The organism is Microbacterium petrolearium (assembly GCF_054782875.1).
In genome coordinates this window covers 1-26,429 of sequence record NZ_BAAGRQ010000012.1, presented here as the reverse complement: position 1 = coordinate 26,429, position 26,429 = coordinate 1, and the positions used below count along the sequence as shown (strand labels likewise).

Sequence of the window (26,429 nt, the reverse complement as noted above, 5' to 3'; positions counted from 1 at the left end):
CCTTCGTTGCTGCAGACCAGTTCGCTCAACACGCGCCGCCGGACCACCACGCAAGAACTCCGGTTGGCGATCGCGGTGTCGATCGAACGCAAGAATCACCGGCAACGCGAGCAGGATCGCTGCGGTGGATTGACGCCGATCGAATACGACGACAGACTGACCCCCGACCGCGAGTCCTCGCGGCCTACAACCGAGTGTCACCTACGGCTGCATCGCGCCTATCACTTGGCGGATTCAGTCTCGACCCGCCGCATGAACTTCAACCCAGAGCAGCGTGCCTGAGGTCTCAACGCGTGGAGGCGTATCATGACTGACATCTATGTCCAGCGAACCCAGCAGTGGATCAACGACGCCTACGTAGGCAACCCGGATACGCCCGACATCGGCCCGGTTGCCGTCGATGGCTACACCGGGTGGCAGACCGTGACGGCATTGCTTCGGGCGCTTCAGTACGAGCTCGGCATTACCAACCGGTCGGACGCCTTCGGGTCGACGACCCTGTCGTTGCTCACCGCGATCAGTCCGATTAACAACAGCACGTCGAATAAGAACATCATTCGCATCGCGCAGGGCGCGATGTACTGCAAGGGTTATGCCGGCGGCGACGGACACATAACCGGCACGTGGGAAGCTCTTGCGATCGCTGGCATGCAAGATCTTCGTGGCGACATGGGTCTGACCGCAGGTAACGGTGATATCGAGCCGAAGGTCTTCAAGGCGCTCTTGAACATGGACGCTTTCGAGCTCGTCAGTGGGGGGACATCGTTGGTGCGGTCGATCCAGCGATCACTCAACGGACGGTATCTGAATCGTCGTGATTTCTACGTCGTTCCCACCGATGGACGGTACACCGGTAACCTGCAGACAGCGCTGATATACGCGGTCCAGTATGAGCTCGGCCTCGCTGATGGTGTGGCGAACGGAAACTTCGGTCCGACGACCAAGGCACAGCTGGGTAGTCAAGCGAACCTGTCCGCGGGCTCGACCGACACGACGAAGTACTTTGTGCACTTGTTCCAGGCTGCCCTCATTGTCAACGGATATCCAGTTTCATATGACGGAGCTTTCGGTTCTGGCACACAGGCCCAGACGTCGGTATTCCAGAACTTCGTGGCACTTCCGGTAACGGGAACCGCGAACGTCCAGACCTGGGGATCGTTACTCGTGAGCTATGGCGACGCGGATCGACCGGGTACCGGTGCAGACTGCGTCTCCACGCTTACGACGTACCGTCTCTCAGATCTTCGCGCGGCGGGTTACACCCACTTCGGCCGATATCTCACGAATACTCCGGATAACATCCTCGACAAGTGCATCAAGGCCGGAGAGCTGTCGGACATCTATACGGCAGGCGGGAGGCTGTTCCCGTTGTTCCAGACCGGAGGTGGGACGATCGCCCACTTCACGGCTGAGCGCGGGAGGGAAGTGGGGCAGGAAGCTGCCAGCGCAGCGTGGGCGTACCGAATCCCCGCGAATACGATCATCTATTTCTCGGTCGATTTCGACGCGACGGATTCCGAGATCATCAACGCGGTTATTCCATACTTCCAGGCCATCCCGGAGGGGCTCAGTCGTATGGGTCGCACCTATCGAATTGGCGTGTACGCACCGCGGCGCGTCTGTCACCTGCTAACAAACGCGGGTCTCGTGGTAAGCTCGTTTGTCTCAGACATGTCCGCGGGATATGGCTCGAACAAGGCGCAGATTCTGCCTGATAACTGGGCGTTCGATCAGATCCAGACGAAGTTCGAGGGCAGCGGCTCGGGTCTCGTCGAAATCGACAAGAACATCGTGTCTGGGCGCTACTCGGGTATTAACACATTCGCGCCGGCGTGGGGTGTCGGGGACGATCCCGAGATCGATTGGCGGGGTAATCCGGATGCATGGGATGCCATGTTCGAGGAAGCGTATCGCGACACCTACGAGCACGAAGGCGCGATCCAGCAGGCGTACAATGCGGCCAACAAGGAGAATGTCAAGGGCAACGTTCTTGCCCTGGATCCGTACATGACCCAGCTTGCGGCAGACTTTAACTGCCGCAAGGCGCTGATCCTGACACCGATGATCCACGAGGGCCTCTGCTGGAACGATGCGGATGCAGCCGCGGACCTCCTCGTCCGGGCGTACTACGTTGCGCTCGAAGGCGGATCCCCCGAGATCCCGGGTTACGAGTTCAACGACTCGTCCACGGGACTGTGCCAGATCTTCTCGCGCACTGCGATCATCGCGTACAACTTCGCGATCACCTGGGGAATGCAGACAGGTCGTAACTACGATTACAACGTCTGGCAGGACCGGTGGGATATGTGGAAGCGGCTGCAGGACCACGAGTTCAACCTCAAGGTGGCTATGTTCGTGATGATGCGTGAGGCGCAGGTGAACCTCGGGATCACGCCGACGGACACCAGGGACATGACGCCCAGCCAAGTGATGCGAATGTGCGTTCTGTACAACGGCACCAACACGAATGCGCAGGTCTACGGCCGCAATCGCATGAGCCAGTACTACACGCTCTGCAAGTGGGAGGAAGTCTTCCGGTAAATCGGAAGACTCAATCCAGGTGACCGCGCCGGGAGACAGCTTTCGCCCGGCGTGGGCACCTGTGAGAATGGCCTAATGACAGTGAGGACGGGAGCAAGTTCGACGATGGGCGACCCTGCCGACACCCGTTTCATCGGATCCGTTCTCACGGGTCTCGGCGCGGTCCTCTCCGCGGGCGTCGCCATCTGGGTGCTCGGGATGTCGGCGGGCTCCCACCGAGAAGGCTTTGGCACGGCGGTGGGGGTCTTCTTCTACGGGGCCTGCGCTCTGTTGATGGTCACCTCGGTGATCATCGCGATGATGGGTGCCCGTCGAGCGCAGGGCCGTGACCGACGTGCGCTTCTCACACTCGCGGTCGCGATGCCGGCAGTCGGCCTCGTGGTGATTGTCACCGCCGCCTCGGTACTTCTTTGACAGGGCCAGTGTTCAGCCGCTCTGACGAGCACGTCTACGATTATTAGAGGTCTCAGCTGCGCTCCGAGAGCTGATGAGGGCTCGTCGACCGCCTCGGCAGTCGGGCTGGGCGCAGGGCCAGCCTCTCACCGGGGTCGATTCCAGACCGCGTTTGTTCAACTGCAGCACGTTGACGTAGGCGGTCACCGATCGCGATGGGGCTGTCACCGAGTGCGACCGCGTAGCGGGCGGTCTGCCTCTCGTCGTTCAGCGCGAGCTCGCCCTGCGCCTAGGAGCTTTTCCCCAAGTCGATGAGGTCGTGACGGAACTCGGCCTAGACCTACCCGCGTCGTATCGCACCGCGCACTGATTCGCTCTCAGGAGCCGAGTACCGCGACGATCGGCCGATGATCGCTGCCAGGGCTCGGAGTATCGATGATTCGCACATCGAGCACCTCCCAGAGTGCGCCGACGAGAACATGATCGATCGGCGAGGATAGTGGCTGAGGTGCGGTCGAGGGCCACGTGCCCGATGCGGCCATGGACGAGGCCTGGGCGGCATCGCTGCAGCCTGGCAGAGCGCCGAGATGGTCGATGGTCGCGTTGAGATCGCCTGCGACGACGACGCCAGCGCCCAAGGTCCGGCACTGCTCCGCGACCCATTTCAGCCCATCCCGCCAGTCGTCCATGTTCGCCGGTAGCGGCGGCATCGGATGCGCAACGACGATCGGCGGAGAAGCCTCGTCGTCGGGGAGCCAGACTCCGCTCGGCAGACCCGGTGTGGAACCACGAGAAGCATCGAGCCGATAGCTTCCGAGCTCCGTCGAGATCAGCACGGAGGTCGGAATCCGCTCTCCCACCGTCGACGACGACATTGTCAGCCCGTGTTCTGCGAGGATCGTGCGTATCTCGCCCGCAGCCACGGCGTCCGTCTCAGGCAGGGCAATCACATCAGGTCGAACCGTCAGGGCGAGATCGGCGATCTTCTGAGTCGACGTCGCACCGCCCTGGGCGTTCCACGACAGGACGATGAGGTCGCCGTCGACGAGCATGGAGGTGCTGTCAGGGGGCGCGAAGGCGTTTCCCCAGCCCCGTGCTCCGAGGACGGCGGCCTGCGCGAGGGCAGCGATCAGGAGGACGCCGGCGACGACGACCGCGATGATCCGGCGAGATCGCCGATTCGCCAGGAGGGCGATTCCTCCCGTGATCACGGCGACGACAGCGAAGCCGATAACGAGGACCGGGCGAAAGGCAATGAGCTGAGCGACGCCGAAGGCTCTGTGCAGCCCGAACGACTGAGGCCAGGTGGCGCCAACGAGCATGACAGAGGCGACAATGAGGGCTGCGATCACGACGACGACTCGTCGGGTGCTCCAGCGCCGCGGGGTCGATGAACCGTTGTGCGTCACCGGTGGGCGCGGTTCTATCGTCACTGCCATGTGCACAGTTTCCTCTGATGAGCTGAAGGGAATTCGGACGGAGTACGACCGGGCCCGATTGGCGAGAAGTGCAACATCGTGCACCGGGAGGGCCTGTTCGACTCTCACGTGCTGGAGTAGCGGGCGAAGATCGCCGAGGGCACGCTGGAGCCCCGCGCACAAGGGCCGCCCTCACTCTGCGGAGCGGGGTGCGTGTCGCGGAGCTGGGACAGCAGGTCACCCTGCTGGAGGCTGATCTCGCGAAGCGGGACGAGACGATCGTGGCGCGGGACGAGGCGCTAGCTAGACTCGCTGGGAAAAGGTGCCGCTTTCCTGGAAGCACTGTCGAGCTAGAACGCACGGTTATTCCCGCTTGGAAGGCGTGACAGACATCCTGGAACGAGCCCGAGCGGAAAGCTCGTTCTACTTGCTATGAGAAGAGCTGGCGAAGCGCGTCGAGGTCGCCGGAGTCGACCACCTTCTGGACCGCGGCAATGGTGTCCTGATTCACAAACATGCCCTTGAGTGTGTCGTTCCAGATCGCCCGCACGGTGTCCACGTCACCGGCGTCAACCGCCGCGCCGGCAGACTCGATTGCCTGTTGGTACGGCATCTGCTGGAAACCAGCAACCACGTCATCTGGGTTGTAGTACGGCACCCAGGGGGTCTCTGGGTTGGGAGTGAGCCAGAGCACCTGGCCGGGGTGGATGTCCCGCCTGTGGTTCATCGAGGCAAGGGTTGGGTACGCGCAAAGCCGTTCAGCGACCACGGCCTCGACGTCGCCGGGCTCAACGGTATAGGTCACGGGGGTGCCGTTCTCATCTACTGTCACCTCGCCCCGCGCGAACTCACGTGCGCCTAGATCCCGGAGAGTCCCCTGCCGCTCCCAATACAGACCCCCCGCGTCGCTGTAGATCCCCGATGCGTCGGAGCAGGTTCCCGGTTCGGTCGATTCCGGCGTCGGCGTAGCCTCACTGACCGGCTCAACAGGCGTTGGAGCGGATGCCTTGGGCGTCTGGGCTGCCGCTGGTGCTGTGGCGCTGCACCCGGCAAGCGCGACAGTCGTTAGAGCGAGCGCAGCGAGAGCTGTGCAGAGCTTGGCTTTGCGTGACATAACGCTCCCAGATTCGGAGACTGCGACCCTGTTTTCGCCGCGGGAGAATCCTAGCCCCTCTGAGCCACGTGATCGCAGATGCACTGCATCGCGTCGCCGGCGACTTGCTCGGCTCGCTCGACGGCGGTCTCGTTCGGCGCATAGAGTGCCGCCAAGACCAAACGGACACTCCGTCGGTCAGCCGGAAGGAAAGTGCACATGGTTCTGGATTTCAGCACGACTGCCACCCAGGCACTCACCGAGCGCTACGGCCACACAGCGCAGCAGGTGTGGGCCGCCCAGCGTACGTTCCCGGGCGGCCCAGTGAGGGTGCTCCTCACCGACGTCTCGGTCGGCCAGGTCACCAACATCGGGTTCGTCGATAGGACGTTCATCTACGCCAGCTACTTCATCGGTATCTACCAGACGCGGACCGGTGAAATCATCGGCCGCATCAGGATCAACAAACACTGGGGCGTGAGCCCCGGATGGCAGACCATCTCTTCGAACGCCCCTGCTGGCGTGTACAGGATGGTCACTCAGCTGGACTATGTACGGGTCGGTCCCGATGGCCAAAACCTCGACATCTCGCTGCCCGCCGAATGTCGGGCTGCCTTCCGGGTGACCGCTGGCTGACCCACACAAGATGCCCCCGTCCGGCTTGCCAGGGGCATGAAGTACGGCCGGGCGCTACACGAACTGCGCGACGCGACTGCGGCCGAGTCAGCCAGCCCCGAACAGCGAAACACCACCAGCAACTCGTGGCCGCGTTCGCCGCAGCCGTCGCTCGCAAGCTCTTCCGCCGAACGAGTGGCTGCGCATCTACCGGGCGCTGATCATGTCGCAGCCCGATCAACGTCGCGCGCAGTACGCCAAGCTGGTGGCGATGGCCGGCAAGCCACAGACGACCTCGCTCCTCCGCCCCAAGGTGCGCACCGAGTCATCTGTCGACACCGCGGGCAACGCCGTCGCGGGCCGACCTCGACACCTGATGTCGGACGCCGATGCCAACTTCCCGATCGGCTCCCTCGGTTCTCGGGAAGTGGAGGTGCTCGATCGCGAGCTGCTGCGGGACGCCTGGTACCGAAACCCGCCCCGCTGCGATGGCGCGCTCTCGATCGCGTACAAGGACTGCAAGACCGACAGGTCCTACGCGTACTCGACCTGACGCAGCAGGCCGTGAGAGCGGCGATCGACAACGCCACCACGGCGGCCGAGCTGTACCGGGGGCCGCTGGCCACCACCGCGGCTGGCCGCGTCCTGCTTGGCCCAGTCCATCAGTTCGAGCGCATCGTCAGGGAGACGGATCGAGACGGGCTTCTTCTGATCAGCGGCGGCCGCGGGGGTCGTCGCCGTCGCGGCGCAGGTAGCGCTCGAAGGCCTTGGCGATCGCGTCGCCCGACGCCTCGGGGGACTCGACCGTGTCGCGGTTCTCCTCGAGGTGGCGGATGTACTCGCTCATCTCCTCGTCGTCCGCGGCGGCGGCGTCGATGGACGCCTCCCACGCGGCGGCCTCCGTCTCGAGCGTGCCGCGGGGCACGTCGGCCCCGCTCAGCTCTGCCAGGCGCTCGAGCAGCGCGAGCGTGGCCTTGGGGGAGGGCGCGTGGCTCGCCACGTAGTGCGGCACGCTCGCCCACAGCGACACGGCGGGGATGCCCACCCGCTCGGCCGCGTCGGCGATCACGCCGATGATGCCGGTCGGGCCCTCGTACGCGCTGCGCTCCAGCTCGAGGGCCGTGCGCAGCGGCTCGTTCTCGCTCGTGACCGTCACGGCGATGGGGCGCGTGTGCGGCACGTCCGACATCATCGAGCCGAGGGTGACCAGGCCCGTGATGTCCTCGCGCAGCGCCACGTCGAGCAGCTCGCTCGTGAAGGCGCGCCAGGCGCGCGCGGGCTCGACGCCCGTGAGCAGCCACAGCTCCACCGGCGACGGGCGCGTCGGGCGGTGCAGCGTCGCTTCCGGCCACTTCAGCGAGCGGCCGCCCTCGCCGTCCGCCTGCATGATCGGGCGCGTGTACTGGTAGTCGAAGTACAGCTCCGGATCGACGGAGAACACCGGCTCGTAGGCGCCGGTGCGTCGCAGCTGCTCGATCGCATTGGTCGCGGCCTCGCCGGCGTCGTTCCATCCGTCGAACGCCGCCACGAGGATCCTGCCGCCAAGCGTGTTCTGCTCGCGTGCCGTCACCGGTCTCCCTTCCGCCGTTCTCTTCACCCTACGACCGGATGCGCGCCCGCGGGCTCTCCGCGCGGGCGGAGCGCGCAGGATGCGCCGGATAGGCTGAGTCGATGACTACGCCTCAGGCCGTGCTGTGGGACATGGACGGCACCCTCGTCGACTCCGAGCCGTACTGGATCGCCGCCGAGACGGAGTTGATCGCCTCGTACGGGGGCACCTGGACCCACGAGGACGCCCTGCAGGTGGTGGGCCTCGGGCTGCTCGACTCGGCCGGCATCATCCGCAGCCGCGGCGTCGACATGGAGCCGCAGGCGATCGTCGATCACCTCACGGCCGAGGTCATCCGCCGCACGCAGACCTCGGGCGTGCCGTTCCGCCCCGGCGCGCGCGAGCTGCTGCTCGGCCTGCGCGACGCGGGCGTCAAGACCGCGCTCGTCACGATGTCGCTGCACCGCATGGCGCGCGCGGTCGTCGATCTCATCGACTTCCCCGCGTTCGACCTCATCGTCGCCGGCGACGACGTGGAGCGCCCCAAGCCGTTCCCCGATCCGTATCTGCAGGCGGCGCGCACCCTGGGCGTCGACATCCGCGACTGCGTCGCCCTCGAGGACTCGCCCAACGGGCTGCGCTCGGCCATCGCCTCCGGCGCCACGGCCCTCGGCGTCGAGAACCTGCTCTCGCTCGAGGGGCTCGGCGCCGCCGAGGTCTGGAAGGGGCTGGACGGGCGCGGCGTCGACGACCTCGCGGCCCTGCACGCCCGCCACCGCGCCTCCGAGGATTCCGCCCGATGATCGACAAGCCCCGCGGCCCGTTCCGCTACGGCGACCGCGTGCAGCTGACGGGACCCAAGGCCCGCATGCACACCATCACCCTGCGCGAGGGCGGCGAGCTGCACACCCACCACGGCGTGCTGAAGCACGCCCAGCTCATCGGACAGCCCGACGGCTCGGTGGTCGAGAACAGCGCGGGCCACGAGTATCTCGCGCTGCGCCCGCTGCTGCGCGACTTCGTCATGTCGATGCCGCGCGGCGCCGCCATCGTCTACCCGAAGGACGCCGCGCAGATCGTCGTGCAGGCCGACGTGTTCCCCGGCGCCGTCGTCGTGGAGGCCGGCGTCGGATCGGGCGCGCTGTCGCTGTCGCTGCTGCGCGCGATCGGTCCCGAGGGGCGGCTGATCTCCTTCGAGCGGCGCGCGGAGTTCGCCGAGGTCGCCACGGCGAACGTCGAGACGTTCTTCGGCGAGCTGCCGCCGCACTGGGAGGTGCGCGAGGGCGACCTGGCCGAGGAGCTGCCGCGCGCGGTCGAGCCGGGCAGCGTCGATCGCGTGGTGCTCGACATGCTCGCGCCGTGGGAGGTGCTGCCGGCCGTGGCCGATGCGCTCACGCCGGGCGGCGTGGTGATCTGCTACGTCGCCACCGCCACGCAGCTCTCGCGCACCGCCGAGTTCCTCCGCGGGCTCGGCGCGTTCACCGAGCCGGATGCGAACGAGACGATGGTGCGCGGCTGGCACGTGGACGGGCTGGCGGTGCGACCCGACCACCGGATGGTCGCCCACACGGGATTCCTCATCTCGGCGCGACGGCTCGCGCCCGGCGCCGTGCCGCCCGAGGTGAAGCGACGCGCCTCCAAGCGCAGCTACTCGGACGAGGACCTCGAGATCTGGACGCCCGGCGGCGTCGGGGATCGCGAGATCACCGACAAGAACCTGCGCAAGCGCATCCGCGAGGCGGAGAAGGCGCGCGACGGCGCCCGCATCGCCGCGGCGGCGCGCGCGGCCGACGACGCCGAGGACTGAACGCGCGCCCGCGTTCCCGCCCGCGACGGATTCGGGCGATCGGGCCGGCGCGCTTAGACTGCGATGCGTGCGTAAGACTCCCGCTGCCCTCATCGTGACCGCCCTGGCGGGCCTGAGCCTGGTGGCCTGCGCCCCGGCCGCCGGCCCGAACGCGGATGCCGACTGCACCCGCCCCGACCAGAACGAGGCGGTCGCGCACGCCATCGAGGTGACGGGCCGCGAGGGCGACATCCCCGAGATCTCGCTGAACCAGCCGTTCGACACCGATCGATCGATCTTCGCCGACGTGACCGAGGGCGACGGCCCCGCGATCGAGGACCTGGACCAGCCGGGCGTCGTCGACATGTCGCTGTTCTCGGCCGAGACCGGCGATCCCATCATCGGCACCTCGTACGAGGCCGACGCCGCGCCCACTCGCGTGGGCACGTGGCTGACGCAGTTCCCCGGCCTCGAGGACGCGCTCACGTGCGCGCCGGCCGGCACGCGCACGGTGGTCGCGCTCAGCGAGGACGACGTCGAGGACGCCACGCGCGCCCAGTACGCCATGCAGGGCTTCCCGGCCCAGGGCGGCGTCATCGCCGTCGTCGACGTACGCGACGTGTACCCGACCGCCGCGTGGGGCAGCCCGGTCTACAACGCCGAGGCGGGTGTGCCATCGGTGGTCCGCACCCCCGAGGGGCGTCCCGGCATCACGGTGCCCGACGCGCCCGCGCCGCAGGAGCTCGTCGTCCAGACGCTGCTGCAGGGCGACGGCGCCGAGATCGGCGCGGGCGACACCGCGATCGTGCAGTACACGGGCGTGACGTGGGACGACAAGAGCGTGTTCGACTCGTCGTGGGACAGCGGCGCGCTGCTGCGCGCGTCGGCCGACGGCATCATCCCCGGCTTCTGGCAGGCGCTCGAGGGGCAGAAGGTCGGCTCGCAGGTGCTCGCCGTCATCCCGCCCGAGCTCGGCTACGGCGAGCAGGGCAGCGGCGCCACGATCCCGCCGAACGCGACGCTCGTGTTCGTCATCGACATCGTCGGAGTCGAGCCGGCTTCCTGATCCGTCGCGAGTCGGCTCCGGTGCGGGGCTCGCGCCGACGCGGCGGCGTGGCGCGCTCCGCCCATAGGATGGGCGGGTGGCCGCCGCGATCCCCCCTGAAGAGCGACAACTCAACCTCGTCGTCGCGCTCATGGCGACGGAGATCGGCCTGACCAAGCAGCAGATCCTCGACAACGTGTCGGGATACCGCCAGCGTCAGGGCGCCGCCTCGTCCGAGGCGCTCGAGAAGATGTTCGAGCGCGACAAGGAGGAGCTGCGACGCGTGGGCGTGCCGGTCGAGACGATCGGCGACGCGAGCGATCCGAACGACCTCCGCGAGGCCCGGTACCGCATCCCCAAGGCCGAGTACGACCTGCCGGAGGACCTCGCGTTCACCCCGGCCGAGCTGGCGGTGCTGAGCCTGGCGGGCAGCGTGTGGAGCGAGGGATCGCTGTCGCAGGACGCCCAGCGCGGGCTGCGCAAGATCCGCGCCCTCGGGATCGACGTGGACGAGCCGATCCTCGGCTTCGCGCCGCGCATGACGGCGCGCGAGGCGGCGTTCGGCCCGCTGCAGGAGGCGATCGACGAGTGCGTCGTCGTCGAGTTCGACTACCTGAAGCCGGGGGAGGAGCACCCGCGCCGGCGCCGGGTGCGTCCGCTCGCGCTCGTGGACTGGGAGGCGCGCTGGCACGTGTACTGCCACGACCTCGGCGCCGGCGGCGACCGCACGTTCCTGCTGAGCCGCATCGTGGGCGACGTCGTCGCGACGCGCGAGCGCTTCGATCCCGCCCCGCGCGAGGGCGCGGGCGAGCGCGCGCAGCGCGGGCTCGAGGAGGTCGCGGCGTGTCAGTCGGCGCTGCTCGAGGTCACGCCGGGCACCGAGGCGGCGCTGCGGCTGGGCCGGCGCTGCGAGCAGCAGGCGCAGGGCATCCGCGTGCCCTATGTCGACCGGCACATCCTGGCCGACGAGCTCGCCTCGTACGGGCCGGAGGTGCGGGTGGTCGAGCCCGCCGATCTGCGCGCGGCCGTGATCGAGCGGCTCCGCGCCGCCCGCGATCTGCACGCCGCGAGCGGGGAGGGGGCGGCATGAGCGGCCGGCGTCCCGCGCTCGTCTCGAGCGACCGCGTGCAGCTGCTGCTCACGCTCGTGCCGTACCTGCTCGAGCGGGGCGAGGTCTCGCTGGCCGAGGCGGCGGCGGAGTTCGGCGTGACGCCCGCGCAGATGCGGGCGATGGTCGAGAAGCTCACCGTCATCGGCCTGCCCGGATCGGACGAGTACTGGCAGATGCCGGGCGAAATGTTCGACATCGACTGGGATCTGCTCGACGAGCGGGATCGGATCGCCATCACGTACGCCCCGGCGCTGGATCGCGCGCCGCGCCTGACCTCGCGCGAGGCCGCCGCGCTGCTCGCCGGGCTCCGGCTCGCCAGCGCGATGCCGGGCGTTGCGGGGTCCGACGTCGTCACGGGGCTGATCGCCAAGCTCGCCGCCGGCGCCTCGGCGGCGCCGGCCGACGTCGTGATCGTGCCGCCGCGGGTCGACGAGGTCAGGGATGTCGTGGCGCGCGCGCTGCGGGACCGCGTGGCGGTGTCGTTCACGTACCGCGCCCCCGACGCGCCCGAGACGACGCGCACGGTCGATCCGGTCAAGGTGCTCATCTCCAACGGCCAGTGGTACCTGCAGGGCTGGTGCCACCTGCGCCGCGCCATGCGCACCTTCCACCTCGAGCGGGTGAGCGCCCCGCGTCTGACCGACATCCCCGCCGAGCACGCGCACGAGCCCGTACCGGAGCTGTTCGAGCCCGGCGCGGACGACGAGGTCGCGGTGATCCGCTTCCGCACCGAGCTGGCCCCGCTCGTGGGGGAGTACCTCGACCGCGCGGAGCGCGAGGACGGGGGCGGCGTCACGACCGCGCGCCTGCGCGTGGCCGACGCGCGCAGCCTGAAGCGGCTGGCGGCGCGGCGCGGCGGGGCCGTCGAGATCCTCGAGCCGGTCGCGGCCAGGCGGGCCGCGGCGGAGTGGGCCGAAGCCGCCCTCGCGCTGTACGGCGAGGACTGACGACGCACGGGTCATTCGAGGACGTCCCCGGAGGCGCGCGAGTTACACTGGCCCTGCGTACACGCATCCCCCGACGTTCGGAGTGAACATGGGCAACATGGGCCCCTGGCAGATCCTGCTGATCCTGGCCGTCATCCTGCTGATCTTCGGTGCCGCGAGGCTCCCCGCGCTCGCGAAGAGCCTCGGCCAGTCGGCCCGCGTCTTCCGGGGAGAGATCAAGCAGATGAAGGACGACGGCACGCCGGCCGAGCCGTCCGCGTCGACCGTGCAGTCCAAGGCCGCCGAGCCGCAGCCCGGCTACACGGTGAACGGCGAGCCGGCGCAGAAGCTGCCCGGCGAAGAGCACAAGCAGTAGCGCGCGGTGGCCACGGCTGACGCAGACGTGACCATCGAGGAGGACGAGCCGCCCCACGAACGGCGGATGACCTTGGCGGGCCACCTGCTCGAGCTGCGGCGGCGGCTGATGATCGCCGCGATCGCGTTGCTCGCGGGCATGATCGCGGCGTTCTTCCTGACGGATCTCGTCATCCAGGGGCTGCTGTACCCGATCTCCGTCGTGAGCGAGAAGCTCGGCGACGACTTCACGCGCCTGGCCTACACGGGCATCACGAGCGCGTTCGACATGCGGCTGCGAATCTCGTTCGCGATCGGCCTCATCATCTCCGCGCCGGTGTGGCTGTGGCAGATCTGGGCGTTCATCATGCCCGGGCTCAAGAAGAAGGAGATCTGGTACACCGTCGGCTTCCTCGGCGCCGCCATCCCGCTCTTCTTCGGGGGCTGCTTCGTCGCGATCATGCTGCTGCCGAACATCATCCTCGTGATGAGCGAGTTCGTGCCGAACGAGGCCTTCGCGTCACAGTTCTACGAGTCGTCCGCCTACTACGACTTCGTCTTCAAGCTCATCACGATCGTCGGCGTCTCCTTCGTGCTGCCGGTGTTCCTCGTGGCGCTGAACCTCGCGGGCGTCGTGAGCGGCAAGACCATCGTGAAGGGCTGGCGCATCGCGCTCATCATCGCCCTCATCTTCGGGATGATGGCGTCGCCGCCCGCCGACATCGTCACGATGCTCGTGCTCGCCGCGATCCTGTTCGTGCTCTACCTGGCCGCCGGCATCATCTCGCTGCTGTTCGACCGCCGCAGGCGGAAGCAGAACCCCGACCTGTACGTCGAGGTCTAGCCGCATGAGGCATCCCGTCACGGCCGCGTTCGCGGCGAAGCAGCGCTTCGAGCTGGATCCCTTCCAGGTCGCCGGCTGCGAGGCGCTCGAGGAGGGGCGCAGCGTGCTCGTGGCGGCACCCACGGGCGCGGGCAAGACGATCGTGGGCGAGTTCGCCGTGCACCTGGCGATGCAGACCCCGGGCGACAAGGCGTTCTACACGACGCCGATCAAGGCGCTGTCCAACCAGAAGTTCCGCGAGTTGCAGGACGTGTACGGCGAGGAGAACGTCGGCCTGCTCACCGGCGACGTCAACATCAACGGCGACGCGCGCGTCGTCGTGATGACGACCGAGGTGCTGCGCAACATGATCTACGCCGGCTCGTCGTCGCTCACGGGCCTGCGGTACGTCGTGATGGACGAGGTGCACTACCTCGCCGACCGGTTCCGCGGCGCCGTGTGGGAGGAGGTCATCATCCACCTCCCCGAGAGCGTGCGGCTCGTGTCGCTGTCGGCCACGGTCTCGAACGCCGAGGAGTTCGGCGACTGGCTCGGCACGGTGCGCGGCGACACCGAGATCATCGTGTCGGAGACCCGCCCCGTGCCCCTCGAGCAGCACGTGCTCGTGCGCGGCGACCTGCTGCCGCTGTTCGACGAGCGCGCCGATGCCGCCGCAGGCCGGGTGAACCGCCAGCTGCTGCGGATCGGCGGGGGCGGATCGGGCGCGTACGATCGCACGTTCGGCGGGCGCCGGCGCGCCGGCCGCCGCGGCGGGCGTGGCGGGGCGGGACCGGGACCGCGGATGCCGCGGATCGACCGGCCCGACGTCATCCGGCTGCTGGAGCGGTCCAACCTGCTGCCCGCGATCTTCTTCATCTTCAGCCGCGCCGGATGCGACGGGGCCGTGCAGCAGGTGCGCCGCAGCGGCCTGCGCCTGACGACCGCGGACGAGCGGGCCGAGATCCGCCGGATCGTGGACGAGCGCACGGGCACGCTCGCCGAGGAGGACCTCGGCGTGCTGGGCTGGTGGGAGTGGCGCGACAGCCTCGAGCGCGGCGTCGCGGCGCACCACGCCGGACTGCTGCCGGCGTTCAAGGAGGTCGTGGAGGAGCTGTTCCAGCGCAAGCTGCTGAAGGCCGTCTTCGCCACCGAGACGCTCGCGCTCGGCATCAACATGCCCGCCCGCACGGTGGTGCTCGAGAAGCTCGAGAAGTTCAACGGCGAATCCCGCGTGCCCATCACGCCGGGGGAGTACACGCAGCTGACGGGTCGGGCCGGACGCCGCGGCATCGACGTCGAGGGCCACGCGGTCGTGCAGTGGACGGACCAGCTCGATCCGGAGGCCGTCGCGTCCCTCGCCTCGCGCCGCACGTACCCGCTCAACTCGTCGTTCCGGCCCACGTACAACATGGCCGTGAACCTCATCGACCAGTTCGGGCGGCGCCGGGCCCGCGCGATCCTCGAGTCGTCGTTCGCGCAGTTCCAGGCCGACCGCTCGGTCGTCGGCCTCGCGCGGCAGGTGAAGGACGCGGAGGGCTCGCTCGAGGGCTACGCGAAGGCGATGGCGTGCGACCGCGGCGACTTCCTCGAGTACTCGGGCATGCGCCGCGAGCTGGGCGACCTCGAGAAGGCGCAGCGGCGCGACACGGGCGCCTCGCGCGCCCAGCGCGAGCAGCGCACGCACCAGATCACCGCGCTGCGCAAGCGGATGACGCGGCACGCGTGCCACAAGTGCCCCGACCGCGAGCAGCACGCGCGCTGGGGGGAGCGGTACCAGAAGCTCAAGCGCGAGACGGATCGCATCCGCAAGCAGATCGCCTCGCGCACCGGCACGGTCGCGCGGCGGTTCGACCGGATCATCGACGTGCTCGTCGAGCTGGACTACGTCGTGCTCGACGGGAACGAGGCGACGCTCACCGAGGCCGGTGCGCGCATGAAGCGCATCTACGGCGACCGCGACCTGCTCGTGGCCGAATCGCTGCGCGCCGGCATCTGGGAGGGGCTCGACGCCCCGGCGCTCGCGTCGTTGGCCTGCTGTCTCGTCTACGAGCCGCGCGGGCGCGAGGAGCTGGGCGGGCATCCGCTGCCGCGCGGTCCCTTCCGCGAGGCGCTCAGCCGCACGCAGGAGCTGTGGGCGCGGCTCGACGACCTGGAGCAGGATCACCGGCTGCCCGGCACGCAGGAGGTCGCGACGGGCCTGGCGCAGGCGATGCACATGTGGGCGCGCGGCCAGATGCTCGACCGCGTGCTCGGCGAGGCCGACATGGCGGCCGGCGACTTCGTGCACTGGGCGAAGCAGACGATCGACCTGCTCGACCAGCTCTCCGGCACCGCCTCGGGCGACCTCGCGCGCACGGCCCGGCGCGCCCTGGATCAGGTGCGCCGCGGCATCGTCGCCTACTCCGCCGTGTAGCTCGGGGCCCTCGCGTCACCCGCATCCGGCCGGGCACCAGCCGGGGCGGAGTAGGCTTCTCCTCATGCCCGAACGCCGCCCGCCGCTGCCGCTGTGGGCGGCCGTCCCCGTCGCGGCGGCCGGCGGGCTCGCGCTCGATGCGAGCTTCCCGAGCGCCGGCATCTGGCCGCTCGCCTTCGTCGCCGTGGGCATCTCGCTCGTCACGCTCATCGGCCGCCGCGCCGGCGCGGCGTTCCTCGTCGGCCTCGCCTTCGCCACCGCGTTCTACTACCCGCACGTCGACTGGGCGGCCGGATTCCTCGGCGACAACGAGCTCGCGTGGGTGCCGTGGGTCGCGCTGGCCGGCGTCGAGAGCGTCTTCATGGCGCTCGGTGCGATCCTGCTCGCGCTCGCGTACCGCTGGACCGACGCCTGGGGTGGCTGGGCGCGGCTGATCGGCGTACCCGCCCTCGTGGCCGGCCTGTGGACCGCGCGCGAGGTCGTGATGGGCTCGTGGCCGTACGGCGGCTTCGCGTGGGGCCGGATCGGCATGAGCATGTCGAGCGCGCCGCTCGCGCAGGTCGCGTCGTGGATCGGCGTGACGGGCCTGACCTTCCTCGTCGTGCTCTTCGCGGCGATGCTCATCGAGGTCGTGCGTGCGTCTGCGCGGGCGAGGAGCGGCGCGCAGGATCGCGCGACCCGCGCCCGCATCGCCGGAACCGCCGCCCCGGCGGGGGTCGTGCTCGCGATCCTGGCGCTCGTGCCGCAGTTCCCCACGAGCCCCGCCGGCACGATCCGCGTCGGCGCCGTGCAGGGCAACGGCCCCGCGGCGTACGTGGACGAGCGCGACTACCTCGACGTGCTGCGCGCGCAGCTCGCGGCCACACGCGAGCTCGAGGGCGAGGACCTCGACGTCATCCTCTGGCCGGAGGGTGGCGTCGACGCCGATCCCCGCGCGGAGCGGTCGGTCGCGCGCATCCTCGAGGACGTCGCCGACGACCACGGCGCGCCGCTGCTCATGAACGCGGCCAGCGCCGAGGGCGACGACGTGTACAACATGTCGATGCTGTGGACGGCCGACGGCCTCTATCAGACGCACTCCAAGCGCAACCCCGTGCCGTTCGGGGAATATGTGCCCGACCGTGCGTTCTACGAGGCGATCGTCCCGTCCCTCATCGGCATGATCGGGCGCGAGTACACCCCCGGCACGGATTCGCCCGTGTTCGACCTCGCCGGGACGGCGGCCGGCCTGGCCATCTGCTTCGACGTGATCGACGACTCCTTCATCCGCGAGGGGATCCGCGACGGGGCCCAGGTTTTCCTGTTCCAGACGAACAACGCCGACTTCCGCGGCACCGACGAGAACCTGCAGCAGCTCGCCTTTGCGCGCATGCGCGCGATCGAGACGGGGCGCAGCGTCGTGAACCTCTCGACCGTCGGCACGAGCCAGCTCATCGCGCCCGACGGCGCCACGCTCGCGCAGGTGGGCGTCGACGTGGCCGGCGTCATCGTCGCCGACGTCGAGCTGCGCGACGGGCTGACGGCGGGCGTGGTGCTGGGCCCGTGGGTCACGGGCCTGATCACCGCCGGGTCGTTCCTCGCACTGCTCGTGCTCGGCGTCCTGCGCCGGCGGCGGCGCACCGGCGCGGGTGCCGGGGACGAGACCCCGTGACGCCCGGGGCGCGGGCGGCTACGCTGGCCCCATGTCGATGAGCGTGGTGCGGCCCCGTGGCGATCGAGTGCTCGCGGGCGTGTGCGGGCTGATCGCGCGCCGGTTCGGTCTGTCGTCGACGCTCGTGCGCGTGCTCGCCGTGATCGGGGTGCTCTTCTTCGGATGGACGATCCCGGTCTACATCGCGCTGTGGGTCGTCGTCCCGAGCGACTGACGCCGAGCGAGAGGAGCCGAGATGGCCGATCAGGATCAGGACGCGCAGTTCTGGTACAACTCCAAGACGGGCGAGGTGGAGCAGGGGCTCGTGTCGCCGGCCCCCGACCGCATCGGCCCGTTCGCCACGGCCGAGGAGGCCGCCAGGGCCTACGAGATCCTCGCCGCGCGCTCGCGCAAGTGGGCCGAGGAGGAGGCCCGCGAGGACGACTGGGGCGCGGGGTCCGCCGCACCGTGAATCCGCCCGCCGACCACTAGGCTGGGATCTCCGGCGTCATCCCTTCGGAGAGGATTCGATGGACAAGCAGATGGACTTCGTCCTGCGCACGATCGAGGAGCGCGGCGTCAAGTTCGTGCGACTGTGGTTCACCGATGTGATCGGCACGCTCAAGTCGCTCGCGATCGCGCCCGCCGAGGTGGAGGGCGCCTTCACCGAGGGCATCGGGTTCGACGGCTCGGTGATCGAGGGCCTCACGCGCTCGCACGAGTCCGACCTGCTGGCCCACCCCGACGCCTCGACGTTCCAGATCCTGCCGTGGCGCGGCACCGTCGATCCGACGGCCGCCATGTTCTGCGACCTCACGATGCCCGACGGCCAGCCCGCCGTCGCCGATCCGCGCAACGTGCTCAAGCGCACGCTCGCGAAGGCCGCCGAGGCCGGGTTCAGCTTCTACACGCACCCGGAGATCGAGTTCTACCTGCTGAAGTCGCGCACGTTCGGCACCGACGGGCCGGAGCCCGTGGACCACGCCGGGTACTTCGACAACGTGCCGGGCGGCACGGCCCACGACTTCCGCCGCAGCTCGGTGCGCATGCTCGAGGACCTCGGCATCTCGGTGGAGTACAGCCACCACGAGGGCGGGCCCGGTCAGAACGAGATCGACCTGCGCTACGCCGACGCGCTCGCGATGGCCGACAACATCATGACCTTCCGCACGGTCGTGAAGGAGGTCGCGATCGAGCAGGGCGTGCACGCCACGTTCATGCCGAAGCCGTTCGCCGCGCATCCCGGATCGGGCATGCACACGCACATGTCGCTCTTCGAGGGCGATGTGAACGCCTTCTACGAGGAGGGCGCCGAGTACCAGCTGTCGAAGGTGGGCCGGCACTTCGTCGCGGGGCTGCTGGCGCACGCCCGCGAGATCTCGGCGGTCACCAACCAGTTCGTGAACTCGTACAAGCGCCTGTGGGGCGGCGACGAGGCGCCCAGCTACGTCACGTGGGGTCACAACAACCGCTCGGCGCTCGTGCGCGTGCCGCGCTACAAGCCGGGCAAGAGCAGTTCGGCGCGCGTGGAGCACCGCGGCATCGACTCGGCCGCGAACCCCTACCTGTCGTACGCGCTCATGCTCGCCGCCGGCCTGAAGGGCATCGAGGACGAGTACGAGCTGCCCGCCGAGGCGGAGGAGAACGTCTGGGCCCTCAGCGACGCCGAGCGCCGCGCGCTGGGCTACCGCGCGCTGCCGCAGACGCTCGACGAGGCCGTCGCCGCCATGGAGGACAGCGAACTCGTCGCCGAGACGCTCGGCGAGCAGGTCTTCAGCTACGTGCTCGCGAACAAGCGGCGCGAGTTCGAGCAGTACCGCTCGCAGATCACGCCCTTCGAGCTGCGTCACCACCTCGACATCGTCTGATCGGCACGATGCCGAGGAACGCCGGGTCGCGCGCATGAGTTCGGGCAGCCGGGCCGCCGCGCGCACCGGGCTCGTGCGCCTCGGGTTCGCGCGCGTCGACGAGGCCGAGGACCGCATCGCCGAGCTCGCCGAGGCCACCGGCCTGGAGCGCGCCGTGCTGCTCGACGGCGCGGGCGAGGCGGCCGACCCGGACGAGGCATTGGCGTGCCTCGTGCTCATCGCGCGGCGCCACGCCGAGGCGGTGGCCGGCGCGCTGCGCCCCGAGCGCGCGCGGCGCACGGCGTGGCGGCTGCTGGGCGCGTCGCGGGGCTTCGGCGAGTTCTACCTGCGGCGGCCCGAGCACCTCGCCGAGCTGGCGACGGCGGGGGAGCGGCTGCCGACGGCCGACGAGATGGGGCGCGCGCTGCGGGACGCCGTCGGCTCGGCGGAGGGGTTCGCCGAGACGTGCGACGAATCGGCGTGGGTCGCGCTGCGGGTGGCGTATCACGCCCAGCTGGCGCGGATCGCGGCCTTCGATCTGCTTGCGCCCGCGCCCGTCGAGGTGCTCCCGGCCGTGTCCGCCGCGCTCGCGGACCTCGCCGGCGCGGCGCTCGAGGCCTCGCTCGCCGTCGCCCGCACGCGCGTGGCCACCGGCACGGGCGGGGCGGGCCTGTTCCCGCGCGAGGAGGTGGCCGACACGTGCCTGGCCGTGATCGGCATGGGCAAGGCCGGCGCGCGCGAGCTGAACTACGTCAGCGACGTCGACGTGATCTTCGTCGCCGGCCCGCGCGAGGGATCCGGCCTGGACGAGAGCCGCGCGGTCGACATCGCCACGCGCCTGGCCGTGCAGACGATGCGGGGCATCTCGGGCTTCGAGGCCGAGCCGCCGCTGTGGGAGGTCGACGCGAACCTGCGACCCGAGGGCAAGCAGGGCGCGCTCGTGCGCACGCTCGAGTCGCACGTGGCGTACTACGAGCGATGGGCGCAGAGCTGGGAGTTCCAGGCGCTGCTGAAGGCGCGCCCGCTCGCGGGCGACGCCGCGCTCGGCGAGGCGTACGTCGCGGCGCTGCGGCCGGCGGTGTGGCAGAGCGCGGCGCGCGAGAACTTCGTCGACGGCGTGCAGCGCATGCGCGAGCGCGTGACGGAGCACATCCCGCCCGACGACGTGCCGTACCAGCTCAAGCTCGGCCCCGGCGGGCTGCGCGACATCGAGTTCGCCGTGCAGCTGCTGCAGCTCGTGCACGGCCGCACCGACGAGGCGGTGCGCCAGCGCGGCACGCTCGAGGCGCTCGAGGCGCTGGCCGACGGTGGGTACATCGGCCGCGCCGACGCCGCGGCGTTCGACGACCACTACCGCCGGCTGCGGCTCATGGAGCACCGGCTGCAGCTGCAGGGCCTCAGCCGCACGCACCTCATGCCGCGCGACGACGACGGCGTGCGCGTGCTCGCGCGCGCCACGGGCCTCGCGGCCACCGGCTCCGGTCTGCGCGAGGCGTGGGAGCGCATCAAGCGCGAGGTGCGCGACATCCACCTGCGCATCTTCTACCGCCCGCTGCTGTCGGCCGTCGCCGCGCTGCCGAGCGACGAGGGCCAGCTCACCCCGCAGCAGGCGCACGACCGCCTCGCCGCGATCGGCTTCCACGATCCGGGCGGCGCCCTGCGGCACATCGAGGCGCTCACGAGCGGCATCAGCCGCAAGGCCACCATCACGCGGCATCTCATGCCCGTCATGCTGCGCCGCTTCGCCGAGGGGGTCGATCCCGACTACGGCCTCATCGCCTTCCGCCGGATCAGCGAGCGGCTGGGGGCCTCGCCGTGGTTCCTGCGCATGCTGCGCGACTCGGCGGGAGCCGCCGACGCGCTGGCCAAGCTGCTGTCGGGGTCGAAGTACGTCGGAGAGCTCATGGAGTGGATCCCGGAGTCGGTCGCGTGGCTGGACGGCGGCGCGCAGCTGCGGCCGCGCGCCGGTTCCCAGCTCGCCGAGGAGGCGCGCGCAATCCAGTCCCGGCACGCCACGATGCAGGACGCGATGCGGGCGGTGCGCGCGCTGCGTCGTCGCGAGCTGCTGCGCGCGGCGATGGCGTCGATCCTGGGCGCGGTGACGATCAGCGAGCTCTCGGCGGCGCTGACGACGATCACGGAGGTCACGATCCAGGCGGCACTGCGGGCCGTGCGCCGCGAGGTCGTGCCGCCCGAGGACGACGCGCTCGACATCGCGGTGATCGGCATGGGGCGCTTCGGCGGCGCCGAGATCGGCTTCGGATCGGACGCCGACGTGCTGTACGTGTACCGGCCGCAGGGTGTGGATCCGCAGCGCGCGCAGCGCTACGCCGAGCGCATCGTCGCCGAGCTGCGCCAGCAGTCCGAGGATCACCGCGTGCCGCTCGAGCTCGACGCCGGCCTGCGACCCGAGGGGCGCAACGGGCCCATCGTCCGCTCCCTCGACGCGTACCGGGAGTACTACCGCCGGTGGTCGCTCTCGTGGGAGGCGCAGGCGCTGCTGCGGGCGCGGGGGATCGCGGGATCGGCGAGCCTGATCGAGGCCTTCCTCGAGATGGCGGACGAGGTGCGATACCCGGGGGAGCTGGATCCGCAGGAGGTGCGGGAGATCCGGCGCATCAAGGCGCGCGTCGAGAACGAGCGACTGCCGCAGGGCGCCGATCCGCGCCGTCACCTCAAGCTCGGCCCCGGCGGGCTCAGCGACGTGGAATGGCTCGTGCAGGTGCTGCAGCTGCAGCACGCGCACGAGGTGCCGGGGCTGCGCACGACCTCGACGCTCGGCGCCCTCGCGGCGGCCGTGGACGCGGAGCTCGTGCCGGCCGAGCCCGCGCGACGCCTCGAGGAGGCGTGGCGGCTCGCGTCGCGGCTGCGCTCGGCCAACACGCTGCTCACGGGCCGCACGAGCGACGTCCTGCCGAGCGACCGGCGCGACCTCGACGGCATCGCCCGCATCCTGGAGTACCCGGCCGGCTCGGCCACGGCGCTGGAGGAGGACTGGCTGCGCACGTCGCGCCGCGCCCGCCGCGCCTTCGAGAACCTCTTCTACGGCTGATCGCGCGGAACACGACGCCGGCCCGCCGCGCCTCGGCGCACAGATCTCGCCGTTCCCCACACGATCCTGGCGCAATCGTGTGGGGGAAGGCCCGTCGCGTGCGAGAAGGCCCGGCCCCGCGGACGGCGGGACCGGGCCTTCTCGGCGTGGAACGGCGTCAGACGCCGTAGTACAGCTCGAACTCGAACGGGTGCGGACGCTGCTGCATCGGCAGGATCTCGTTCTCGTACTTGTACTCGATCCACGTGTCGATCAGCTCGTCGGTGAAGACGCCGCCGGCCGTGAGGAACTCGCGGTCCTTGTCGAGGGCCTCGAGCGAGTCGAGCAGCGAGTTCGGCACCTGCGGGATGCCCTTGGCCTCCTCGGCCGGCAGCTCGTAGAGGTCCTTGTCGATCGGCTCGTGCGGCTCGATGCGGTTCTTGATGCCGTCGATGCCGGCCATCAGCTGCGCCGCGAACGCGAGGTAGGGGTTGCCCGACGAGTCCGGCGCGCGGAACTCGATGCGCTTGGCCTTGGGGTTCGAGCCCGTGATCGGGATGCGGATCGCCGCCGAGCGGTTGCCCGCCGAGTAGACGAGGTTGACCGGCGCCTCGAAGCCCTTGACCAGGCGGTGGTAGCTGTTCAGCGTGGGGTTCGTGAACGCGAGCACCGCGTGGGCGTGCTTGAGCAGACCGCCGATGTACCAGCGCGCGACGTCCGAGAGCTGGGCGTAGCCCTTCTCGTCGTAGAACAGCGGCTTGCCGTCGGCCCACAGCGACTGGTGGGTGTGCATGCCCGATCCGTTGTCGCCGAAGAGCGGCTTCGGCATGAAGGTGGCGGTCTTGCCCCACTCCTCGGCCGTGTTCTTGACGATGTACTTGAACTTCAGGATGTCGTCCGCGGCGTGGACCATCGTGTCGAACTTGTAGTTGATCTCCGCCTGGCCGGCCGTGCCCACCTCGTGGTGCGAGCGCTCGACCTCGAGCCCGACCTCGATGAGCTTCAGCACGATGTCGTCGCGGATGTCGGCCTGCTTGTCGACGGGCGAGACGGGGAAGTAGCCGCCCTTGTGGGGCGTCTTGTTGCCGAGGTTGCCGCCCTCCTCCTCGCGGCCCGAGTTCCATGCCGCCTCCTCGGAGTCGACCGAGTAGAAGCTCTTGCCCGAGGTGACCTCGTAGCGCACGTCGTCGAAGATGAAGAACTCGGCCTCGGGGGCGAAGAACGCGGTGTCGGCGATGCCGGTGGCGGCGAGGTACTTCTCCGCCTTCTTGGCGACCTGGCGCGGGTCCTTCGAGTAGATCTCGCCGTTGCGCGGGTTGTAGATGTCGAACACCATCACGAGCGTCTTGGCCTCGCGGAACGGGTCGACGTAGCCGGTGGTGACGTCGGGGATGAGCTGCATGTCCGACTCGTTGATGTTCGCGAAGCCGCGGATCGAGGAGCCGTCGAAGAGCTGTCCGACCGTGAAGAACTCTTCGTCGACGGTCGAAGCCGGGATGTTGAAGTGCTGCTGGACACCGGGGAGGTCCGTGAAACGGATGTCGAGGAACTTGACGTCCTCGTCCTTGATGAACTTGAGCACCTCGGAGGAATCTTTGAACATTGAGGCTCCAGGTTGGGGATCTTCGGGTCGGACACCCTCCACGGGTGACCCCCCGACCGTATCCGCGCGGCATTGCTCGAGGGTGTCCCGAATGTTTCCGGGGTGTTACGCGGCGGCGGCCGGCCGGCCGGGTCCGGCGGTCGCTCAGATGGCCCGCCGTAGGCTGGAGGGGTGACCGACGCGCATGCCGACACCGACTATCCGGGCCGGGATCTGGGACTGCCGCGCACGGGACCGGGGAGCCTCGGATCGCTCGGCAGGCGGATCGGCGGGCTCGCGATCGACTGGGCGGCCGCCTACGTGATCGCCGCGACGTTCTTCGCCTCGGAGGCGCTGGCGATCCACCTCACGTTCATGGCGATCCACATCGTCTTCATCCCGACGATCGGCGGCAGCCCCGGCCACCGCATCTTCGGCCTGCGGGTGCAGCGGGCCACCGGCGGGTGGGCGGGGCTGTGGCGCCCGCTCGTGCGCACGGTGCTGCTGGGCCTGGTCATCCCCGCCGTCATCTGGCAGGACGGTCGTGGCCTGCACGACGGCGTGGCGGGAACGGCGCTCGTCCGCGCCTGACCCGGATCGCGCCGCGCGGCACGACGAAAGGGCCGCCCGAACCGCGATCGGCGGTGGGGCGGCCCTTCGGCGTGCGGCGAGGCTCAGCGCGGGCGCGGGGCGCGGGCGCGCATCGGGTCGATGCCCTTGGGGATCGGAAGCGACGACATCGTGCCGCCGAGCGACTCGAGGCGCTGCACGACGGCGCCCATCGTGGCGCGGTCGATGGCCTTGGGGAGCGCCTTGACGGTCTTGGCGAGATCCTTGATCGGGATCTCGCCCTCGCCGTGGCCCACGTAGAACTCGTGCACGGGCACGCCGTGCGCGGCACGGGTGGCCTTCATCCGCTCGTCGCGGAACAGCTTCTTGAGGCGGCCGCGCGAACCCTCTCCGACGAGCACGATGCCGCCGCGACCCACGGCGCGGTACACGGCCTCCTGCGTCTTGGGGTTCACGCCCACCGGCATCTCGTCGGCGCGCCAGCGCCGGCCGAGCATGGTCGAGAGCACGTGGCCCGCGGCGCCGGGCATGCCGTCGATGCGGCGGTACATGACGACGGTCGACAGCCGCGTCATGAGGATCATCGACGCGAGCACGCCCAGCATGAGGCCGAAGATCGGCCACAGGATGAAGCCCCACACGTTCGGCTGCAGGAGGAACGCGAGCAGCACGCCCAGGCCGATGCCCGCGAGGACGATGCCCGCCAGCGCCCAGGGCAGCCACGCGAACACCTCGCGCGTGAACGTGAAGAGCTGCCTGAGCTGAGAGAAGAATCCCGGGCGCTTCTCCGCCTCGGTACCGCGTGCTGCCATACCCTCCAGCCTACCGAGTGCCCGCGCCGTCCACGTGCCGCGCGGCTCGCTCACAGCGTGCCGGAAGGACCGATCGGTCCACGGATGCCGCCGCCGCGCCCCGAACCGGCGGCCTGCGCCGCACGCTGGAGGCATGACGTGGGAGCGGACCATCGACGGCGGCGAGGAGCGCGGCGAGCTCGTCGGCGGCGCCTACCGCCCGATCCGGCGCCTCGCGCCCGGTGAGGCGCCCATTCCCGGCGAGCTCGCGGCCGTGGGGGACGACACCGTCGTGCTCGTCGATGTCGGGGAGCTCGCCGGGTGGGCGGGGTGGGCGCATGGCCGCTCGCAGCATGTGTGCGGCGTGACCGATGTCGTTCGGCGCACGCGCGGCCACGATGCCGTGCTGTCGCGGTGCGTGCTCCGGCTCGACGCCGCCCTGCGCGCGGCCCCGCCGCTGTCGGGCGGCGAGGCCGTGACCCTCGCCGTCAGCGTGCTGCGCGGCGCGGGGGAGGTGCGGCGCGCCCGCGGCGGCGAAGGGGCGCGCGGCGCGTGGTGGCTCACAGCCGAGGGACGGCCGGCTTTCGTTCCGGCGCTGCGCGACGCGGCGGACGGCGAGGACTGCGGCGCCGCGGCGGCGCGGATCGTGGAGGAGGCGGCCGCGGGCGTCCAGGACCGCATCGTGCGCAGGCTGCTGGACGAGGCGTGCGGGTGGCTCGACGATCCCGACGCGGCGGGGGATGCCGCTGAGGCGCTCGAGGAGCGGCTGTTCGAGGCCTGCGCGCCGCGGCCGCTCGGGCGCCTGCTCGAGCCGCCGGGCGGCGATGAGGGCGAGCAGCTCGCCGTCGCGCAGGGCCGCGCCACCGACCGCCGCGCGCGGCGCGAGCGGCGCGCGGCGGGCGGAGCGCGGC

24 protein-coding genes and 1 pseudogene are annotated in these 26,429 nt (G+C 70.0%); 20 read left to right on the top strand and 5 right to left on the bottom strand.

Translation table 11 applies throughout. From position 1 onward, the window contains the following. The first annotated feature begins 6 nt into the window (after window positions 1-6). The 3 genes from ACYVJ0_RS10170 to ACYVJ0_RS10160 all read left to right on the top strand — a co-directional run bounded on the left by ACYVJ0_RS10170 (window position 7) and on the right by ACYVJ0_RS10160 (window position 2,955). Window positions 7-282, top strand: a complete 276-nt coding sequence (locus ACYVJ0_RS10170; RefSeq protein ID WP_449855302.1) for a hypothetical protein — start codon at window positions 7-9, stop codon at window positions 280-282. Between the two features lie 24 nt (window positions 283-306). Continuing rightward, on the top strand, window positions 307-2,541 hold the full coding sequence (locus ACYVJ0_RS10165) for a glycoside hydrolase domain-containing protein (protein ID WP_460817638.1): 2,235 nt from the start codon (window positions 307-309) through the stop codon (window positions 2,539-2,541). 105 nt (window positions 2,542-2,646) lie between these two features. Further along, window positions 2,647-2,955: a hypothetical protein gene (locus ACYVJ0_RS10160; RefSeq protein WP_449855307.1), complete on the top strand. Its 309-nt coding sequence runs from the start codon at window positions 2,647-2,649 to the stop codon at window positions 2,953-2,955. Window positions 2,956-3,311: 356 nt separating this feature from the next. On the opposite strand, the gene ACYVJ0_RS10155 is transcribed toward ACYVJ0_RS10160, so the two are convergent. Both ACYVJ0_RS10155 and ACYVJ0_RS10150 read right to left on the bottom strand, forming a co-directional pair. Next, entirely contained in the window at window positions 3,312-4,373 is a 1,062-nt protein-coding gene (locus ACYVJ0_RS10155; protein WP_460817635.1) for an endonuclease/exonuclease/phosphatase family protein, read from the bottom strand. Window positions 4,374-4,782: 409 nt separating this feature from the next. Next, the gene (locus tag ACYVJ0_RS10150; protein WP_460817634.1) at window positions 4,783-5,157 is read right to left on the bottom strand and encodes a hypothetical protein; all 375 of its coding nucleotides are present in this window, start codon (window positions 5,155-5,157) and stop codon (window positions 4,783-4,785) included. A 507-nt stretch (window positions 5,158-5,664) separates the two neighbouring features. Here ACYVJ0_RS10150 and ACYVJ0_RS10145 point away from each other — a divergent pair. Both ACYVJ0_RS10145 and ACYVJ0_RS10140 read left to right on the top strand, forming a co-directional pair. Next, the gene (locus ACYVJ0_RS10145; RefSeq protein ID WP_460817632.1) at window positions 5,665-6,081 is read left to right on the top strand and encodes a hypothetical protein; all 417 of its coding nucleotides are present in this window, start codon (window positions 5,665-5,667) and stop codon (window positions 6,079-6,081) included. A gap of 202 nt (window positions 6,082-6,283) precedes the next feature. Continuing rightward, window positions 6,284-6,613 (top strand): hypothetical protein, encoded by a 330-nt coding sequence (locus ACYVJ0_RS10140; RefSeq protein ID WP_449855082.1) that lies wholly within the window; start codon window positions 6,284-6,286, stop codon window positions 6,611-6,613. 159 nt (window positions 6,614-6,772) lie between these two features. Here ACYVJ0_RS10140 and ACYVJ0_RS10135 read toward each other — a convergent pair whose 3' ends face one another. Further along, window positions 6,773-7,630: a PAC2 family protein gene (locus ACYVJ0_RS10135; protein ID WP_449855083.1), complete on the bottom strand. Its 858-nt coding sequence runs from the start codon at window positions 7,628-7,630 to the stop codon at window positions 6,773-6,775. A 101-nt stretch (window positions 7,631-7,731) separates the two neighbouring features. Between ACYVJ0_RS10135 and ACYVJ0_RS10130 the strand changes: the two genes are divergently transcribed. From ACYVJ0_RS10130 to ACYVJ0_RS10070, 13 genes are all read left to right on the top strand, one after another. Continuing rightward, window positions 7,732-8,412 (top strand): HAD family hydrolase, encoded by a 681-nt coding sequence (locus ACYVJ0_RS10130; protein ID WP_460817631.1) that lies wholly within the window; start codon window positions 7,732-7,734, stop codon window positions 8,410-8,412. Next, a complete protein-coding gene (locus ACYVJ0_RS10125) occupies window positions 8,409-9,416 on the top strand; it encodes a tRNA (adenine-N1)-methyltransferase (protein WP_460817629.1) in 1,008 nt (335 codons plus the stop codon). Before ACYVJ0_RS10130 ends, ACYVJ0_RS10125 begins: the two co-directional genes overlap by 4 nt. Window positions 9,417-9,483: 67 nt before the next feature. Further along, window positions 9,484-10,461, top strand: a complete 978-nt coding sequence (locus ACYVJ0_RS10120) for an FKBP-type peptidyl-prolyl cis-trans isomerase (protein ID WP_449855086.1) — start codon at window positions 9,484-9,486, stop codon at window positions 10,459-10,461. 76 nt (window positions 10,462-10,537) lie between these two features. Continuing rightward, window positions 10,538-11,530 (top strand): helix-turn-helix transcriptional regulator, encoded by a 993-nt coding sequence (locus ACYVJ0_RS10115; RefSeq protein WP_460817628.1) that lies wholly within the window; start codon window positions 10,538-10,540, stop codon window positions 11,528-11,530. Next, complete coding sequence (locus tag ACYVJ0_RS10110) at window positions 11,527-12,498, top strand: WYL domain-containing protein (RefSeq protein ID WP_460817626.1); 972 nt, start codon at window positions 11,527-11,529, stop codon at window positions 12,496-12,498. Before ACYVJ0_RS10115 ends, ACYVJ0_RS10110 begins: the two co-directional genes overlap by 4 nt. A gap of 88 nt (window positions 12,499-12,586) precedes the next feature. Continuing rightward, a complete protein-coding gene (gene tatA, locus ACYVJ0_RS10105; protein WP_449855089.1) occupies window positions 12,587-12,853 on the top strand; it encodes a Sec-independent protein translocase subunit TatA in 267 nt (88 codons plus the stop codon). Between the two features lie 6 nt (window positions 12,854-12,859). Then, complete coding sequence (tatC, locus tag ACYVJ0_RS10100; RefSeq protein WP_449855090.1) at window positions 12,860-13,675, top strand: twin-arginine translocase subunit TatC; 816 nt, start codon at window positions 12,860-12,862, stop codon at window positions 13,673-13,675. 4 nt (window positions 13,676-13,679) lie between these two features. Next, complete coding sequence (locus tag ACYVJ0_RS10095) at window positions 13,680-16,067, top strand: DEAD/DEAH box helicase (protein ID WP_460817624.1); 2,388 nt, start codon at window positions 13,680-13,682, stop codon at window positions 16,065-16,067. A gap of 64 nt (window positions 16,068-16,131) precedes the next feature. After that, window positions 16,132-17,718, top strand: coding sequence for an apolipoprotein N-acyltransferase (gene lnt / locus ACYVJ0_RS10090; RefSeq protein WP_460817623.1), 1,587 nt, complete (start codon window positions 16,132-16,134; stop codon window positions 17,716-17,718). 31 nt (window positions 17,719-17,749) lie between these two features. Beyond that, window positions 17,750-17,932 (top strand): PspC domain-containing protein, encoded by a 183-nt coding sequence (locus ACYVJ0_RS10085; RefSeq protein WP_460817621.1) that lies wholly within the window; start codon window positions 17,750-17,752, stop codon window positions 17,930-17,932. A 21-nt stretch (window positions 17,933-17,953) separates the two neighbouring features. After that, window positions 17,954-18,169 carry an SPOR domain-containing protein gene (locus tag ACYVJ0_RS10080; RefSeq protein WP_460817619.1) on the top strand — a complete coding sequence of 72 codons (216 nt, stop codon included), beginning with the start codon at window positions 17,954-17,956 and terminating at the stop codon, window positions 18,167-18,169. A gap of 58 nt (window positions 18,170-18,227) precedes the next feature. Continuing rightward, complete coding sequence (locus ACYVJ0_RS10075; protein WP_449855095.1) at window positions 18,228-19,565, top strand: glutamine synthetase family protein; 1,338 nt, start codon at window positions 18,228-18,230, stop codon at window positions 19,563-19,565. Between the two features lie 34 nt (window positions 19,566-19,599). Beyond that, entirely contained in the window at window positions 19,600-22,596 is a 2,997-nt protein-coding gene (locus ACYVJ0_RS10070) for a bifunctional [glutamine synthetase] adenylyltransferase/[glutamine synthetase]-adenylyl-L-tyrosine phosphorylase (RefSeq protein WP_460817617.1), read from the top strand. 157 nt (window positions 22,597-22,753) lie between these two features. On the opposite strand, the gene glnA is transcribed toward ACYVJ0_RS10070, so the two are convergent. Continuing rightward, entirely contained in the window at window positions 22,754-24,178 is a 1,425-nt protein-coding gene (gene glnA / locus ACYVJ0_RS10065; RefSeq protein WP_460817615.1) for a type I glutamate--ammonia ligase, read from the bottom strand. 171 nt (window positions 24,179-24,349) lie between these two features. Here glnA and ACYVJ0_RS10060 point away from each other — a divergent pair, with 171 nt between their 5' ends. Beyond that, window positions 24,350-24,748: an RDD family protein gene (locus tag ACYVJ0_RS10060; protein WP_449855098.1), complete on the top strand. Its 399-nt coding sequence runs from the start codon at window positions 24,350-24,352 to the stop codon at window positions 24,746-24,748. A gap of 83 nt (window positions 24,749-24,831) precedes the next feature. On the opposite strand, the gene ACYVJ0_RS10055 is transcribed toward ACYVJ0_RS10060, so the two are convergent. After that, window positions 24,832-25,539 carry a DUF4191 domain-containing protein gene (locus ACYVJ0_RS10055; protein ID WP_460817613.1) on the bottom strand — a complete coding sequence of 236 codons (708 nt, stop codon included), beginning with the start codon at window positions 25,537-25,539 and terminating at the stop codon, window positions 24,832-24,834. 133 nt (window positions 25,540-25,672) lie between these two features. On the opposite strand from ACYVJ0_RS10055, the pseudogene ACYVJ0_RS10050 reads away from it, so the two are divergent. Continuing rightward, window positions 25,673-26,429, top strand: a pseudogene (locus tag ACYVJ0_RS10050) (hypothetical protein); the annotation flags it as partial.

What these genes read in the sequence shown, in the direction of transcription:
- ACYVJ0_RS10165 (WP_460817638.1), top strand. Translation starts at nt 307, where the DNA reads ATGACTGACATCTATGTCCAGCGAACCCAGCAGTGGATCAACGACGCC.
- ACYVJ0_RS10160 (WP_449855307.1), top strand. Translation starts at nt 2,647, where the DNA reads ATGGGCGACCCTGCCGACACCCGTTTCATCGGATCCGTTCTCACGGGT.
- ACYVJ0_RS10155 (WP_460817635.1), bottom strand. Translation starts at nt 4,373, where the DNA reads ATGGCAGTGACGATAGAACCGCGCCCACCGGTGACGCACAACGGTTCA.
- ACYVJ0_RS10145 (WP_460817632.1), top strand. Translation starts at nt 5,665, where the DNA reads ATGGTTCTGGATTTCAGCACGACTGCCACCCAGGCACTCACCGAGCGC.
- ACYVJ0_RS10140 (WP_449855082.1), top strand. Translation starts at nt 6,284, where the DNA reads ATGTCGCAGCCCGATCAACGTCGCGCGCAGTACGCCAAGCTGGTGGCG.
- ACYVJ0_RS10130 (WP_460817631.1), top strand. Translation starts at nt 7,732, where the DNA reads ATGACTACGCCTCAGGCCGTGCTGTGGGACATGGACGGCACCCTCGTC.
- ACYVJ0_RS10125 (WP_460817629.1), top strand. Translation starts at nt 8,409, where the DNA reads ATGATCGACAAGCCCCGCGGCCCGTTCCGCTACGGCGACCGCGTGCAG.
- ACYVJ0_RS10110 (WP_460817626.1), top strand. Translation starts at nt 11,527, where the DNA reads ATGAGCGGCCGGCGTCCCGCGCTCGTCTCGAGCGACCGCGTGCAGCTG.
- tatA (WP_449855089.1), top strand. Translation starts at nt 12,587, where the DNA reads ATGGGCAACATGGGCCCCTGGCAGATCCTGCTGATCCTGGCCGTCATC.
- ACYVJ0_RS10095 (WP_460817624.1), top strand. Translation starts at nt 13,680, where the DNA reads ATGAGGCATCCCGTCACGGCCGCGTTCGCGGCGAAGCAGCGCTTCGAG.
- lnt (WP_460817623.1), top strand. Translation starts at nt 16,132, where the DNA reads ATGCCCGAACGCCGCCCGCCGCTGCCGCTGTGGGCGGCCGTCCCCGTC.
- ACYVJ0_RS10085 (WP_460817621.1), top strand. Translation starts at nt 17,750, where the DNA reads ATGTCGATGAGCGTGGTGCGGCCCCGTGGCGATCGAGTGCTCGCGGGC.
- ACYVJ0_RS10080 (WP_460817619.1), top strand. Translation starts at nt 17,954, where the DNA reads ATGGCCGATCAGGATCAGGACGCGCAGTTCTGGTACAACTCCAAGACG.
- ACYVJ0_RS10075 (WP_449855095.1), top strand. Translation starts at nt 18,228, where the DNA reads ATGGACAAGCAGATGGACTTCGTCCTGCGCACGATCGAGGAGCGCGGC.
- ACYVJ0_RS10070 (WP_460817617.1), top strand. Translation starts at nt 19,600, where the DNA reads ATGAGTTCGGGCAGCCGGGCCGCCGCGCGCACCGGGCTCGTGCGCCTC.
- glnA (WP_460817615.1), bottom strand. Translation starts at nt 24,178, where the DNA reads ATGTTCAAAGATTCCTCCGAGGTGCTCAAGTTCATCAAGGACGAGGAC.
- ACYVJ0_RS10055 (WP_460817613.1), bottom strand. Translation starts at nt 25,539, where the DNA reads ATGGCAGCACGCGGTACCGAGGCGGAGAAGCGCCCGGGATTCTTCTCT.